The organism is Actinomadura logoneensis (genome assembly GCF_003428695.1).
GTDB lineage: Bacteria > Actinomycetota > Actinomycetes > Streptosporangiales > Streptosporangiaceae > Spirillospora > Spirillospora logoneensis.
This window is the reverse complement of the sequence record NZ_QURH01000039.1, coordinates 1-13,072: the sequence shown is the minus strand read 5'-3', so window position 1 is coordinate 13,072 and position 13,072 is coordinate 1. Positions and strand designations below refer to the sequence as shown.

The 13,072-nt window shown below is 69.8% G+C and carries 14 protein-coding genes; all 14 read right to left on the bottom strand.

What is annotated here, in order from left to right; genetic code table 11:
- Positions 1-313: 313 nt before the first annotated feature.
- The 14 genes from DZF91_RS38720 to DZF91_RS02260 all read right to left on the bottom strand — a co-directional run bounded on the left by DZF91_RS38720 (position 314) and on the right by DZF91_RS02260 (position 12,897).
- On the bottom strand, positions 314-958 hold the full coding sequence (locus tag DZF91_RS38720) for a hypothetical protein (protein WP_147340950.1): 645 nt from the start codon (positions 956-958) through the stop codon (positions 314-316).
- 103 nt (positions 959-1,061) lie between these two features.
- Positions 1,062-1,706 (bottom strand): hypothetical protein, encoded by a 645-nt coding sequence (locus DZF91_RS02320; protein WP_117355864.1) that lies wholly within the window; start codon positions 1,704-1,706, stop codon positions 1,062-1,064.
- A gap of 68 nt (positions 1,707-1,774) precedes the next feature.
- On the bottom strand, positions 1,775-2,362 hold the full coding sequence (locus tag DZF91_RS02315) for a hypothetical protein (protein ID WP_117355863.1): 588 nt from the start codon (positions 2,360-2,362) through the stop codon (positions 1,775-1,777).
- Positions 2,362-3,135 carry a hypothetical protein gene (locus tag DZF91_RS41685; protein WP_235834023.1) on the bottom strand — a complete coding sequence of 258 codons (774 nt, stop codon included), beginning with the start codon at positions 3,133-3,135 and terminating at the stop codon, positions 2,362-2,364. Before DZF91_RS41685 ends, DZF91_RS02315 begins: the two co-directional genes overlap by 1 nt.
- A gap of 19 nt (positions 3,136-3,154) precedes the next feature.
- Positions 3,155-3,724, bottom strand: a complete 570-nt coding sequence (locus DZF91_RS02305; RefSeq protein WP_117355862.1) for a hypothetical protein — start codon at positions 3,722-3,724, stop codon at positions 3,155-3,157.
- Entirely contained in the window at positions 3,721-4,230 is a 510-nt protein-coding gene (locus tag DZF91_RS02300) for a hypothetical protein (protein WP_117355861.1), read from the bottom strand. Before DZF91_RS02300 ends, DZF91_RS02305 begins: the two co-directional genes overlap by 4 nt.
- Entirely contained in the window at positions 4,227-5,474 is a 1,248-nt protein-coding gene (locus DZF91_RS02295) for an MCE family protein (protein ID WP_117355860.1), read from the bottom strand. The genes DZF91_RS02300 and DZF91_RS02295 overlap by 4 nt, the downstream gene beginning before the upstream one ends.
- Before the next feature lies 1 nt (position 5,475).
- Positions 5,476-6,729 (bottom strand): MCE family protein, encoded by a 1,254-nt coding sequence (locus tag DZF91_RS02290; protein WP_235834022.1) that lies wholly within the window; start codon positions 6,727-6,729, stop codon positions 5,476-5,478.
- The gene (locus tag DZF91_RS02285; protein ID WP_117355859.1) at positions 6,729-7,913 is read right to left on the bottom strand and encodes an MCE family protein; all 1,185 of its coding nucleotides are present in this window, start codon (positions 7,911-7,913) and stop codon (positions 6,729-6,731) included. Before DZF91_RS02285 ends, DZF91_RS02290 begins: the two co-directional genes overlap by 1 nt.
- Complete coding sequence (locus DZF91_RS02280) at positions 7,913-8,956, bottom strand: MCE family protein (RefSeq protein ID WP_117355882.1); 1,044 nt, start codon at positions 8,954-8,956, stop codon at positions 7,913-7,915. The genes DZF91_RS02285 and DZF91_RS02280 overlap by 1 nt, the downstream gene beginning before the upstream one ends.
- Positions 8,953-10,011, bottom strand: a complete 1,059-nt coding sequence (locus tag DZF91_RS02275) for an MCE family protein (protein WP_117355858.1) — start codon at positions 10,009-10,011, stop codon at positions 8,953-8,955. The genes DZF91_RS02280 and DZF91_RS02275 overlap by 4 nt, the downstream gene beginning before the upstream one ends.
- A complete protein-coding gene (locus DZF91_RS02270; RefSeq protein WP_117355857.1) occupies positions 10,008-11,285 on the bottom strand; it encodes an MCE family protein in 1,278 nt (425 codons plus the stop codon). The genes DZF91_RS02275 and DZF91_RS02270 overlap by 4 nt, the downstream gene beginning before the upstream one ends.
- A 2-nt stretch (positions 11,286-11,287) precedes the next feature.
- Complete coding sequence (locus tag DZF91_RS02265) at positions 11,288-12,109, bottom strand: MlaE family ABC transporter permease (protein WP_117355856.1); 822 nt, start codon at positions 12,107-12,109, stop codon at positions 11,288-11,290.
- Positions 12,109-12,897 (bottom strand): ABC transporter permease, encoded by a 789-nt coding sequence (locus DZF91_RS02260; protein ID WP_268915912.1) that lies wholly within the window; start codon positions 12,895-12,897, stop codon positions 12,109-12,111. The genes DZF91_RS02265 and DZF91_RS02260 overlap by 1 nt, the downstream gene beginning before the upstream one ends.
- Between the last annotated feature and the right edge of the window lie 175 nt (positions 12,898-13,072).

Genomic DNA, 13,072 nt, shown 5'->3' with positions numbered 1-13,072 from the left:
CCGGAGGCGTTCTGCGTGATGACGTCATCGACCAAGACGTCCGCCTACGGTCACGGCCCCAAGCGCAGCCGTGTCGCGACTCCGGGTCAGCTCTCCGTAGAGAGTGACCATTCGCGCACAGGCGGTACGTGTAATTCTGGCCTTTTTCTTCATCAGTTACCAAACGCCGTCGGACCCTGACCATGAGCAGTTTTCATCTACCGAAACCCTTCCGGTCGGTCGATGAATTTCCACACGCCACCTGCCGATTCACTTTGATTGCGCGGTCGGCGCGTGTGGTGATCACGGGGTTCCTTCAGGCTCGGGAGGTTGGTCAGGAGGTGGGAAGTGGCGGGCTGATCTTGTACGAGGCGCTGAGTTTGAAGACGTCGCCGACGTTGAACAGCGTGGGATCGCAGTTCACGTCAGTTGTCTGGACCGACAGGTTGGTGGTACTGCCGGTGCTGCCGAGGGTCAGCGTCGCGGTGCTGTTGGTGTACGTCGCGCTGAGGCTGGCGCCGGCACCGGCGGGGCCCGCGAGGGTGGCGTGGCAGTTGTCGCTGCCGACGATCTTCACCTTCACTCCGGTCAGCGTGCCGAGGAACACGCCGGAGGCGCTGGCCACAGGGTTGAACGACCAGGGAAGGTTGGAGGCGGTGACCTGCACCATGAGGCCGAGCGAACCGGAACACCAGCCTCCTGGATTGCTCTTGCCGGAGAAGGTCAACGAGTTGATCGAAAAGGTGGGAGGCGGCGGCACCGGTCCGTCCTGTGCCGTTCCCGTTCCCGTCGAGGTGTCGCAGACGATCGCCGCACCGGTCGAGATGTCGGTGAAGACGACGTTGCCGGAGTTGGTGAGCGTGATCGCGTGGGATGTGGCCAGGCGTGGCCCGGTCGCGTGGGCGGGGGCGGTGGTGAGGGCGAGGACCGAGGTGGCCGCGGCGGCGGCGAGGGTGGCCTTGCGTACCGACTGCTTCATGACGAACTCCCTTCGACCGGGCGGTCACGGCGAGCAGGTGCTCGCCGCAATGTGCTGAGGCTTCTCGTTCAGCCTCCGAAGGTGTCGATGGCGCTGCGTTCGGTCAGGGGACGGTGATGACCACGGGAGGGCTGACCTTGTAGGTGCCAGTCAGCTTGAAGGTGTCGCCGACGCTGATCAGCCAGGGATCACAGTTGGTGTTCGCTGTGGCGACGGTCAGATCGCTGGTGGGGCTGAGGGCCAGGAAGTTGGTGCCGTTGGTGTAGTAACTGTTGATGCTGCCGCCGGCACCACCCGGACCCGTGACCGTCGCGTAGCAACCATCGACGTAGCTGTAGAGGGACAGCTTCACGCCGGTCAGCGTTCCGCGCGTCTGCCCGAAGTTGGTCGGCCCCGTCGTGTTGAAGGACCAGGGCAGTCCGACCGCGGTGACCTGCATCGGCAAGGAGGGCGAAGTGCAGTCGTCACCCCAGGCGCCCTGGTTGAACTGCAGCGTGCTGATCTTGATCACGGGGTTCGGCGGAGGAGTCGTTCCGACCTGTGCGGTCCCCGTCCCCTTCGAGGAGGTGCAAGAGATCGTCCAGCCGGTCACAGTGTCCATCACGGTGAAGGCGTTGTAGTTCGTGAGGGTGATGGCCTGGGTGGTGGCGAGGGCTTGCCCGGTCGCGTGAGCGGGGGCGGTGGTGAGGGCGAGGACCGAGCTGGCTGCGGCCGCGCCGAGCACGGCCTTGCGTACCAAGTGCTTCATGACGAACTCCCTTCGACCGGGCGGTCACGGCGCGCGGATGCTCGCCGCTATGGGCTGAGGCTTCTTGGTCAGCCTCCGAAGGTGTCGATGGCGCTGAGCTTCCAGGTGCCGTCCACGCGGATCGCGGTCACCGCGAACACGGACGCCGAGTAGCTGGTCTGGTTCTTGTCGGTCCGGGTGTTGCGCTGGTCGGCGAAGATCAGCAGGCGGGCCTTGTCGTCGCTGAGGGACTTCACGGCCGTGTCGGTGACCGTGGTCGTCAGGATCTGCTTCTGCTGCGGGGCCTGCTGCCGGACGGTCGCGAACATCGCGTTGTACTGCCGGACGGCATCTCCCGTGAGCAGCTTCTTCGCGGCCTGCTCGGTCTTGCCCGTGTCGGCGTAGTTGTACGAGAACACCGTGTTCAGGGCAGTGGTGACCTCGCCCTTCACCTCGCTCGTGCGGGCGTTGTCGGTGAGCGCGTGGTTCTCCGCCGCGGAGTTGCCGGTGATGGCTTCGGTCTTCGTCCCCGCCCACGCGGCGGTCGTGCCGAAGGCGACGGTGAGGACGCCCAGGAGGGCCACGACGCGCGTCCGGGCGGTGCCGGGCACCTTCCTCTTGTCCTTCGCGGCCTTCTTGTCCTTCTCGGCCTGCGTGTTCTTCTTCTCGGTCTTCATCAGTTCCCCGACGACGTGGCGGCCTGGCCGAGGGCGGAGAGCCTCCACCCGTCGGACGTCCTGGTGAGCTGGCCGGAGAGCCGACGGATGCTGGCGGACGACCTCCCGTCGGGCGTCGTCACCGTCACGCGGATCGCGACCATGACGCCGGCCTTGCCCGCGTCGGAGTCCAGCTCGGTGATCCCGGATTCGAGGATCTTGGCGGTGCTGACCGTCTTCGCCTTCGTCACCGAGGCGGCGAGCTGCTGGCGGCCCTGGACGATCTGGTTGTACAGATCGGCGGTGGTCGAGTCCTGCCAGAGGGAGAGGCCCTGGTCGATCTTGGTGTAGTCGAGCGTGTTCAGGTTGACGATCTCCTGCTCCGCGGAGCGGAGGACGTCGTCGCGCGTGCGGGCCTGGCTGATGCCCTTGTCGCTCGACGCCTGCTGGTAGCTCCACCCGAACCACGCGGCGGCGAGCCCGGCGATGACCGTGACCGTGAGCGCGATGAGGATCAGCGGATCGCGCCGCCAGCCCCGTCCCGCCTTCGGCTCTCCGGCCTCCGGCTCCTTGTCCTCGGCGTCCGACTCGGCCTCGGACTCGGCGGCTTCGGAGTCCGGGGCCGCCTCGGGCTCCGTGTCCTTCGACTCCTCGTCCGGCTCAGGTGAGGGCTTCTTGGTGACGTCCCTCGTCCTGGCCTTCGGCTTCGGCTTCGGTTCGGGCTTCGGGGCCGCTTCCTCCTCCGCCACTGCCTCGGTATCAGTCTCGGCCTTGAGCTCTTGTTTGGTGTCCACCTGAAATCCACCCCTTCCTTCAGGCGGCCCGCAGTTCGGTGATGCGCCACGTCCCACCGGAGCGGTGGGCCGTCACGACGAGCTGGGCGGCGACCGGCGTGCCCGTGGCCTTGCCGGCCCGTGTCGCCTGCTGGTCGAGGAAGACCACGACCACCGCCGTCCCGTCTCGGTCGAGGCGCACGACGCCCGCCCGCACGACCTTGGTGGTCAGTGCGAGCTGCTGGCGCGGCGCCTCCTGGCGCACCTGGCCGAAAAGCGACTGGTACTGGGATGCGGCCTTGCCCGTGAGCAAGCTGGAGGCCGCACGTGATGTGGCGTCCGGGTCCGTGTAGGAGTACGTGAAGACCCTTTCGACCGACTGCGTGACGTGGGAGAGCGCGTCCGACGTGGCGGACTTGTCCAGCAGCGCCCGGTTGGCGGCCGGGCCGCCCGACGCGCGGTCGGACGCCCACGTGTTCAGCGCGAACGCGCCCGCCGCGATGACGACGGCGAGCAGGTACGGCCACCAGCGCTTGAGGAGCACACGCGAGCGCTTCTCCGGCTCCCGCTTCTTCCTGGGCCGCGCCCGGACCTCGACCTCAGTGCTCACCGGCGGCCTCCCGGAGCAACCGGGGTCAGGGACTCGACCTTCCACAGGCCGTCCGAGATCCGCTTCATGCCGACCTCGAACCGCTTGCGCTGCTCGGACGACGGTGCGCCGTCCGCGTCCGCGCCGAGGAACACCCGGACGGACGCCAGCACCGTCGCCTTCCCCGCGTCCGCGTCGAACGAGGTGACCGCGGCCGCGGTGACCTCGCCGCGCGTCGGGACGCGCTGCTTGGCGAACTTCGCCTGGGCGGCGGGCAGGTCGCGCTGGAGGGCCTCGCGGAGCGTGCCGGTCGAGATGTCGAGCCAGTGCTCCATGTCGAGCTGCGCCCGGGACGGGTCGACGCTGTTCAGCATCACCATGTCCCGGACGGCCGTGTCCCTCATGTCGTCCCGCTGCGCGGCGTACGTGCGGTCCTCGTTCCAGACCGTCCCGGCCCACCGCCAGCCCGCGAACCCGAGGAACGCGAGGGCGGCGGCGACCAGGACGAATCCGGTGAGTCGTGTCATCGGCCGATCCCCAGGAGCTGCTGCAGGGACGTCCCGCTCTCACGGCCGAGGCCCGGGAGGCCGACCGCGGAGAAGAACGGCTGCGCGGCCGTCAGGTTGGCGCTGTCCACGCCGGGGATGGCGGCGGGCGGGACGCCGTAGTGCGGGGCGTTCGCGGCGCCGCGGACGTTGATGCCGCTGCTCTTCGGCTCCGCGCAGTACGCGCCGCGGTTGAACTTCGCGGTCTTGAGGTCGGTCGTGCCGTTGCGGTACTGCGTGCCGCCGTAGCCGCGGGTGCAGGGCTGCGGGTTGAAGAAGGTGTTCACCAGGCCGAGGCGCAGCTTGCCGTCCTGCACGATGGACGGGCCGATCGCGGAGATCTTCGGCAGGTTCGCGAGCGTCGTCTCCAGGCCGGGCAGGCGCGCGTCGGTGAGCCGCGAGGTCGTCAGGAGGTTGGCCAGCAGGATCGGCAGACCCGGCTGGACGTCCCGGAGCAGCTCCAGCAGCTTGCGGTTGGCGGGCGGGCCGTTCGCCAGGATCGTGCGGATGTCGCCGTCGGACGACTTGAGCGTCTGCGCCAGCAGGTGGGAGTTGCGGGCGAAGTCCTTGAACGCCTGCGCCTCCTCGTTCTGCGTCCGCAGCACGATGTTCCCGTTCTTGATCAGCTCGTCGGTCTGCGGGAACGCGGCGTCGGACGCGGCGATGAACTCGCCACTGGTGTCCAGGAGCTTCTGCAGGTGCGGGCCCTGTCCGGCGAACGCCTGGCCGAGCTCGTCCACGACGACCTTGAGGTCGTTCAGCGGCAGCGTCCCGGACAGGTCGTTGATGCTCTTGAGGGTCTGCTCCACCGGGGCGGGCGTGGACGTCGCGCTGCGCGGGATGACGGCGCCCTGCGCGAGGTACGGGCCGCCGTCGCGGTCCGGCTCCAGCTCGACGTACTGCTCGCCCACGGCCGACCGGTTGGCGACGATGGCCTTCAGGTCGCGCGGGATGTCGGGGGCGCTGTCGGAGATGTGTAGCTCGGCGAGGACGCCGTCCGGGGTGAGCTCGAGGTCGCCGACCTTGCCCACCGAGGTGCCCCGGTAGGAGACGTCGGATCCCTTGAACAGGCCGCCCGTGGTGGGCAGCTCCATCCGGACGACGTAGTAGCCGCGCATTCCGACGTACTTGCCGAGGTCCGCGTAGGTGATCGCGATGTAGGAGATCACGAACAGGGCCAGCAGGGTGAAGACGATGGCCTTCAGGCGAGCACCGACCGTCAGCATGTCAGTTGCCTCCCAGGGTCGGCAGGGGCAGTGCCGGACGGTTCGGGTCCGTCCCGCCGCCGGACCCGCCCGTGTTGCCCGCGGGGGCGGACGGGCCCACCTGCTGAGGAGTGGTGGTGGGCGCCGGAGACGCCTTCGGTGCGGGCGCGGATCCGCTGACCGCCGGGCAGGGCGTCGGCAGCGGCCCCGCCGGCGGGGTCTGCGCGAGAGCGCGCAGCTTCGGCGCGTTCTTCTTCGGGTCGGTCTCCTTGACGGGCGGGATGACGCAGTCGTTGCCCGGCGCGGCAATGACCGTCAGGTAGCCGTTCAGGTAGTCGCCCTTCACGGCCTTCGTCATCTCGTCGGTGAAGGGGTAGGTGAACAGGATCTGGAGCGACTTGGGCAGGTCGCGGCCCGAGTCGGCGAGCTTCTGCAGCACCACCGACAGCGAGTTGAGGTCGGCGACGGTGTTGTCGCGGCTCTGCTCCAGGACGCCCGTCGCGACCTTCGACAGGTGGTCGAGCTTCTGGAGCATGGTCACGAGCTCGCCGCGCTGGTCCGACAGCACCTGGAGGCCCGGCGACAGGTCGGTCAGGACGGTGTCGACCTGGCCGCGGCGAGCGGCGACCGTGGAGGACAGCCGGTTCAGGCCGTCCAGGGCGTCCACGATGGCCTGCCGGTTGGTGTTCAGCGTGCCGGTCAGCTTGCCGAGCTGCTCCAGCGAGTCGCGGATCTGCGGTTCGCGGCCGTTCAGGGTCCGGTTCAGCTCCCGCGTGATCGTCCGGATCTGCGGCAGGCCGCCGCCGGACAGCAGCATCGACAGCGCGCCGAACACCTCCTCGGTGTCGGCGTTGCGCTTCGTGCGCTCCAGCGGGATCGTCGCGCCGTTCGCGAGGCGCTGCGGGGACGCGTTCTCCGCGGGGGCGGCGAGCTTGATGTACTTCTCCCCCAGCAGGCTGGACTGCTCCAGGTTGGCCGTCGCGTTCGCGGGCAGCTTCACGTCCCCGTTGATGAGGAGCGTGGCGTCCGCGTACCAGGCGTTGTCCGGCAGCGAGATCTTCTTGACCCGGCCCACGGGCACGTCGTTCACGCGGACGGCGGCCTGCGGGACGAGGTTCAGCGCGTTCTCGAGCTGGACGTGCACCGTGTACGGGTGCGAGCCGAGCGACGCGCCGCCGGGCAGCGGGAGCTGCTCGACCGAGACCTGCGAGCAGCCCGCGGCGAGCACCATGGCCGAGACGGCCGACACGGCCCCGGCGAGACGGAAACGTCGCATCACCGACCTCCCCCTGCGTAGACCTGACCGGCGGGCGGGAGCGGCAGCGCGGGGACGTCGCCCGACTGCGACGGCGGGACCGCGGTGAGACCGTTGGTCCGCAGCCGGTTGCACTGGAGCTTCAGCGCGGGCGTCTGGGCGGACGCCGCCGCGCACACCGGGCGGGTGTCGGCGCCGGTGCCGTCCAGTCCCTTCTGGTTGAGGTTGCCGAACGCCTTGGTGATCTCCAGCAGGTTGCCGCGGGACATCAGCGTCCGGGTCCCCGGGTCGTAGGCGTTCAGCGCGTTCTGCGTCAGCACCGGCGCGTTGTCCAGCACCTCGGCGAGGGAGGCGCGCTGGTCGACGAGCACCTGCGTGACGTCGGCGAGCTTGTCCACGTTCCGCTTCAGCGCCTCGCGGTTGGTGGTGATGAAGTCCCGCACCTCCAGCAGCGCCCGCGCGAGGTTGCGCAGGGAGTCGGCGAGGTCCTGGCGGTCGGCGGCGAGGAAGCCGCTGACGTCGGCGAGCTGCTGCTCGGCGAGCCGGATCTGCGAGTCGTTGCCGCGCAGCATCGCCGCGAAGCGGTTGAGGTTGCCGATCGTCGCGTACAGGTCGCCGGACGAGTTGTTCAGCGTCTGCGACAGCCGCCCGAGGTTGTCGATCGTGGTGTTGAACATCCGGCCGTTGCCGCCGAGGTTCGCCGCCCCGGTGTGGATCACCGAGGCGAGCGCGCCGCGGGCGTTCGCGCCGTTCGGCCCGAGGTCGCCGCTGAACTTGCGGATGCTGTCGTACAGGCCGTCCAGCTCCAGCGGGGTCGCGGTGCGCGACACGTCGATGGTCGCGCCCGCCGGCATCCGCGGGCCGCCGCCGTAGGCGGGGGCGAGCTGGACGTACCGGTCGGACACCAGGTTCGGGGCGATGACGATCGCGTGCGCGTCCGCCGGGACGGGGACGTCCTCGTCGACCTTCATCACGACCGAGACCTTCCGGCCGTGCGGCGTGACCGACGTGATGCTGCCGACCTTCACGCCGAGGACGCGGACGTCCGAGCCGGGGTAGACACCGATCGCGGTCGCGAAGTCCGCGCGGATCACGCGGGTCTTCGCGCCGCCGAGCACCGCGTACAGCGCGAGCGCGATCATCAGCACGAACACCACGCCGATGATCTCCAGGACGCGGATCCGGTTGTCCCTGATCGCTCCCATCACCGGCCTCCGGTCAGGTGCGGAGGCTCGCAGCCCACGGCCGGCGGCTGCCAGCGGCCGTTCACCAGGTACTCCTTGGGGACGGTCCCGCACAGGTAGCCGTCGATCCAGCGGCCGTTGCCGGTGGAGTTGACGACCATGCGGGTGTAGGGGGCCGCGACGCGGATGGCCCGGTCGAGGTTGGTCTGGTTGCGTTGGAGCATGTCGGTGACCTGGTCCAGGTGAGCCAGCATCGGGGTGATCGGGCCTTTCAGCCGCTCCATGAGGTCGAGCAGCGCCTGGGCGAGGTCCCGGGTGCCGGTCAGCAGCCGGTGGATGGCCTCGCGCCGGTTGCGCAGCTCGGCGAGCAGCAGGTTGCCGTCCTTGAACAGCGTCTCGAACTGCGCGTTCTGCGCGGCGAGCGTGCCGGAGAGCTGCTTGGTCCCGGCGAGCAGCCGCGCCAGGTCGGCGTCCCGGCTGGCGATCGTCTTCGACAGCGCGGACAGGCCGGTGAGGGCCGACCGCACCTGGGGCGGGGTGTTCTCGAAGGTCTGCGAGATCGTGGTGAGGCTCTGCGCGAGCTTGGTCGAGTCGACCTGCTGGAAGGTGCGGCCGAGGTCCTGGAACGCGGCGGTCACGTCGTACGGCGCGACCGTGCGGCTCAGCGGGATCGGCTCGCGCGGGTTCTGCTTCCGGCCTCCGAGCGGGTCGAGCGCGAGGTACTTCGACCCCAGCAGCGTCTTGATCATGATGGTGGCGGTGCTGGCGTCGCCGACCCAGGTGTGCTTCACCCGGAAGGTGACCTTCACCTTGTTCCCGGCGAGGGAGACGCCGGTGACCTTGCCGACCTTGACGCCCGCGACGCGGACCTCCTGGCCGTCCTTGAGCCCGGCGGCCTCGGTGAAGTACGCCTTGTAGGTGGTGCCGCCGCCGACGACCGGCAGGTCGTCCACCCGGTACGCCAGCAGCCCGGCGACCAGGATCAGCGCGAGCCCGACGACGGCGACCGGGATCGGGTTGCGGTCGCGCAGCGGCTTGACGCGGGGCAGGATCCGTGGGCTCATCCGCGGCACCTCGCGTCCTTCAGCGGGACGCCGGTGGGCGGCGGGCGGTGGTCGATGTCGGAACCGGCATAGTGGACGCCGATCAACTGGACCTCGCACTGGTAGAAGTTCATCCACGAGCCGTAGGAGCCGAGCCGCCCGATGGTGTCGGCCTTCTCCGGGAACCGCCGCAGGAAGTTCTCCACGAGCGGCTGGTCGCGGTTCAGGTTGGTCGCGAGCCGGTCGAGCTGGACGATGCCGTTGCGCAGCGGCTCGCGTCCCTCGTCGAGGAACCCGGCGGTCGTGTCGGCGAGCTCGGAGATGCCCTGCAGCGACGCGCCGATCGTCTTGCGGTCGGCGGCGAGGCCCGAGGTGAACTCGCGCAGCGTCCGGACGAGCGTGACGAGCTGCCGGTCGCGGTTGTTGACGGTCTCCACGACGGTGGTGAGGTTGTGGATGACATCGCCGATCACCTGGTCGCGGTCGGCGAGGGTGTTGGTGAGCTGCCCGACCGTGCGGAGGAGGCCGGTGACCGTCCCGCCCTCGCCCTGGAGCACCTGGACGATCGACTCCGACAGCTTGTTCACGTCACCGGGCGACAGCGCCTGCATGAGCGGCTGGAACCCCTGGAAGAGCTGCGTCAGGTTCAGCGGGCCGGTGGTGCGGTCGACCGGGATCGTCCCGCCGCGCGGCAGGTACGCGCCCGGCGTCCCCGCGCCCTGGTCGAGCGCGACGTACCGTCCGCCGACCAGGTTCAGGTACTTCACCGACGCGGTGACCCCGGCGGGCAGCCGCCGGTTCCGGTCGACCGAGAACTTCACCAGCGCGAGCCGGTGGTCGGTGACGCTGATCTTGTCGACCTGGCCGACCCGGACGCCCGCGATCCGCACGCCGTGCCCCGGGTGCAGGCCCGCGACGTCGTTGAACTTGGCGTAGTAGGACACCCGGTCGCCGGACGTCGTGTCGGTGATGCTGGCCGCCAGCAGCGCGGTCGAGGCGACCGTGACCACGATGAAGATGATCGAACTGACCAGCGGGACGCCGAGGCCCTTGAGCCCCTGGCCGGTGAGCCTCACTTCACCGTCACCTCCGTCCCGCGGTAGATGGGGCCGACCAGGACCGAGGACCAGTCCGGAAGCCGGTCGGGCACCTCGTCCATGGACGGCGCGACGAACTCGTTCACCAGGTCGTTCTCCGAGGCCGAGTTGGCGGGGCCGAGTCCGGAGCCGGGGACCGCGCCCGCGGTGGGCGCGCCCACCCGCACGGCCTTCGGGGACTTGCCGCCGCCGGGGTAGTAGGGGGCGCTGTAGCAGCGCGGACCGCCGCCCGGCCCGTAGTGGACGTCGTCCTTGCCCGCCACGTACCGGCCCTTCTGCTGCACCGAGACGACCATCGCGTGGACGCCGTGCTTGCCGGTGCCCTTGCCGAGCACCCGGTCCATCTGCGGGACGAAGTCGGCGAGCGCGCGGAAGGTGCAGGGCGCGGCGGGCGCGTAGCGGCGCATCACGTCGAGCGTGCCGCGGCTCGCCGCCGACAACTGGATGATGTTGCCGCCGTTCATGGCGAAGAAGCGGGACAGCTCGTCGGCGACCTGGCCGGTCGTGACGAACAGCTCCGACAGGTTCTGCCGCTGCTCGACGAACGTCCGTCCGGTGGTGGTGAAGTCGGTCAGCGCGTCGAGCAGGTCGGGCGAGGCGTCCGCCCAGTTCTGGGAGAACTGCGCGAGCCGCCGGAAGTTCTCGCTGAGCGCGGGCAGGTCCGGGTTCAGCTTGCGCAGGTAGCGGTCGAGCTGGACGAGGTTGCGGCCCATCTGGTCGCCGCGTCCCTCCAGCGCCGTGGACATCGCGTTCAGCGTGGCCGACAGCTTCGCGGGCTGGAGCGTGTTGAGCAGCGCCATCGTGTTGTTGAGGACCTGCGACAGCTCCACCGCGTTCTGGCTGTGGTCCTCGTTGATCTGGCTGCCGTCGTGGACGGGCGAGGCCGTCGAGCCGGGCGGCGGGACGAGCGACACGAACCGCGCACCGAACACCGTCGTGGGGAGGAGCTGCGCCTGCACGTCGCTCGGGACGAACTTCGCCTTGTCCGGCTGGAGGGCCAGCTTCAGGACGGCGCCGTTCCCCTCGGTGCTGATCGTCCGCACCTCGCCGACCACCACGCCGCGGACCTTGACGTCCGCGTTCTCGTGCATCTCGTGGCCGGCCGTCGAGGTGTGCAGGGTGACCATCGTGACCTTGGTGAACTTCTTGTCGTAGATCGCGATGGACAGCCAGATCAGCAGCGCGGGCACCAGCAGGAACGCCACGCCGAGGACGCGCTTCTCCAGCGTCTGAAGGGTCGTCGAACGCGCCATCGCTACCCCGTCACCTTCACGGTCGTCGTCGCGCCCCAGATGGCGAGGCTGACGAAGAAGTCGGTCACGCTGATCAGCACGATCGCGGTCCGGACGGCCCGGCCGACCGCGACGCCCACCCCGGCGGGGCCGCCGACGGCCCGGTAGCCGTAGTAGCAGTGCGCCAGGATCACCATGACGCTGAAGATCAGCACCTTGGCGAACGACAGCACCACGTCCTCGGGCGCCAGGAACAGGTTGAAGTAGTGGTCGTAGGTGCCGGTCGACTGGCCGTTGACCAGGACCGTCACCTCCCGCGACGCCAGGAACGAGCTCAGCAGGCCGATGCCGTAGAGCGGGATGATCGCGACCGTGCCGGCGACGATCCGGGACGTCACCAGGTACGGGAGGCTGGTGATGCCCATGCCCTCCAGCGCGTCGATCTCCTCGTTGATGCGCATCGCGCCGAGCTGCGCGGTGAAGCCCGCGCCGACCGTCGCCGAGAGGGCGAGGCCCGAGACCAGTGGCGCGATCTCGCGGGTGTTGAAGTACGCGGAGACGAACCCGGTGAACGCCGACGACCCGATCTGGTCGAGCGCCGCGTAGCCTTCCAGACCGACGACGACGCCGGTGAAGACCGTCATGCCGAGCATGACGCCGACCGTGCCGCCGATGACGGCGAGCGCGCCGGAGCCGAACGCGACCTCGCCGAGCAGCCGGATGATCTCGCGCGGGTAGCGGCGCAGCGCGCGGGGCGTCCACAGCAGCGCCCGGATGTAGAAACCGAGCTGGTCGCCCGGCTGGTCCAGCCACGTGTGCGGCCGGATGGTTCTGACGCTCGCCATCAGGCCCCCTTCGGCGGGACGACTTCGAGGTAGATCGCGGTCATCACGAGGTTCACGAAGAACAGCAGCAGGAACGTCACGACCACCGACTGGTTCACCGCGTCGCCCACGCCCTTCGGGCCGGGCCGCGGGTTCAGGCCCCGGTAGGACGCGACGACCCCGGCGATGAACCCGAAGATCAGCGCCTTCAGCTCGCTCACGTACAGGTCGGGGAGCTGCGCCAGGGCGGAGAAGCTCGCCAGGTACGCGCCGGGGGTGCCGTCCTGGAGCGCGACGTTGAAGAAGTAGCCGCCCGCGACGCCGACCACCGACACCAGGCCGTTCAGCAGGACGGCGACGGCGGTGCAGGCGAGCACCCGGGGGACGACGAGGCGCTGGATCGGCGAGACGCCCATGACCTCCATGGCGTCCATCTCCTCGCGGATCGTCCGGGAGCCGAGGTCGGCGCAGATCGCCGAGCCGGCCGCGCCGGAGATCAGCAGCGCCACGATCAGCGGGCTTGCCTGCTGGACGACCGCCAGCACCGACGCGCCGCCGGTCAGCGACTGCGCGCCGAGCTGCTTGGCGAGGGACCCGACCTGCAGCGAGATGACCGCGCCGAACGGGATGGAGACGAGCATCGTCGGCAGGATCGCGACCGAGGCGATGAACCAGAACTGCTGGATCAGCTCCCGGAGTTGGAACGGCCGTCTGAACGTCATGGCGAGCACGGTGCCCGCCAGGGCGAAGAGCCGTCCCGTCTGGCGCAGCGCCGCCGCGCCCGGAACGGACATCTGGGGTGTTGTCACGGGGTCTCCCCGGGTGGCTCGAACTCGGGCGGCAGCGGCGGCGGTGCCTGCGGGGGCGTGTGCGGCGCGCCGGGCTGGGGGGATGCGGCGTGCGCGGGGTAGGGGGCGGTGGCCTGCGCGCCCCGCGCCTGTTGCTCGGCGGCCCGCGCCTGCTGCTCGGCGGCTAGCCGGGCGG

Coding starts and splice junctions, on each gene's coding strand:
- DZF91_RS38720 (WP_147340950.1), bottom strand. CDS start 958: ATGAAGCAGTCGGTACGCAAGGCCACCCTCGCCGCCGCCGCGGCCACC.
- DZF91_RS02320 (WP_117355864.1), bottom strand. CDS start 1,706: ATGAAGCACTTGGTACGCAAGGCCGTGCTCGGCGCGGCCGCAGCCAGC.
- DZF91_RS02315 (WP_117355863.1), bottom strand. CDS start 2,362: ATGAAGACCGAGAAGAAGAACACGCAGGCCGAGAAGGACAAGAAGGCC.
- DZF91_RS02300 (WP_117355861.1), bottom strand. CDS start 4,230: ATGACACGACTCACCGGATTCGTCCTGGTCGCCGCCGCCCTCGCGTTC.
- DZF91_RS02295 (WP_117355860.1), bottom strand. CDS start 5,474: ATGCTGACGGTCGGTGCTCGCCTGAAGGCCATCGTCTTCACCCTGCTG.
- DZF91_RS02290 (WP_235834022.1), bottom strand. CDS start 6,729: ATGCGACGTTTCCGTCTCGCCGGGGCCGTGTCGGCCGTCTCGGCCATG.
- DZF91_RS02285 (WP_117355859.1), bottom strand. CDS start 7,913: ATGGGAGCGATCAGGGACAACCGGATCCGCGTCCTGGAGATCATCGGC.
- DZF91_RS02280 (WP_117355882.1), bottom strand. CDS start 8,956: ATGAGCCCACGGATCCTGCCCCGCGTCAAGCCGCTGCGCGACCGCAAC.
- DZF91_RS02270 (WP_117355857.1), bottom strand. CDS start 11,285: ATGGCGCGTTCGACGACCCTTCAGACGCTGGAGAAGCGCGTCCTCGGC.
- DZF91_RS02265 (WP_117355856.1), bottom strand. CDS start 12,109: ATGGCGAGCGTCAGAACCATCCGGCCGCACACGTGGCTGGACCAGCCG.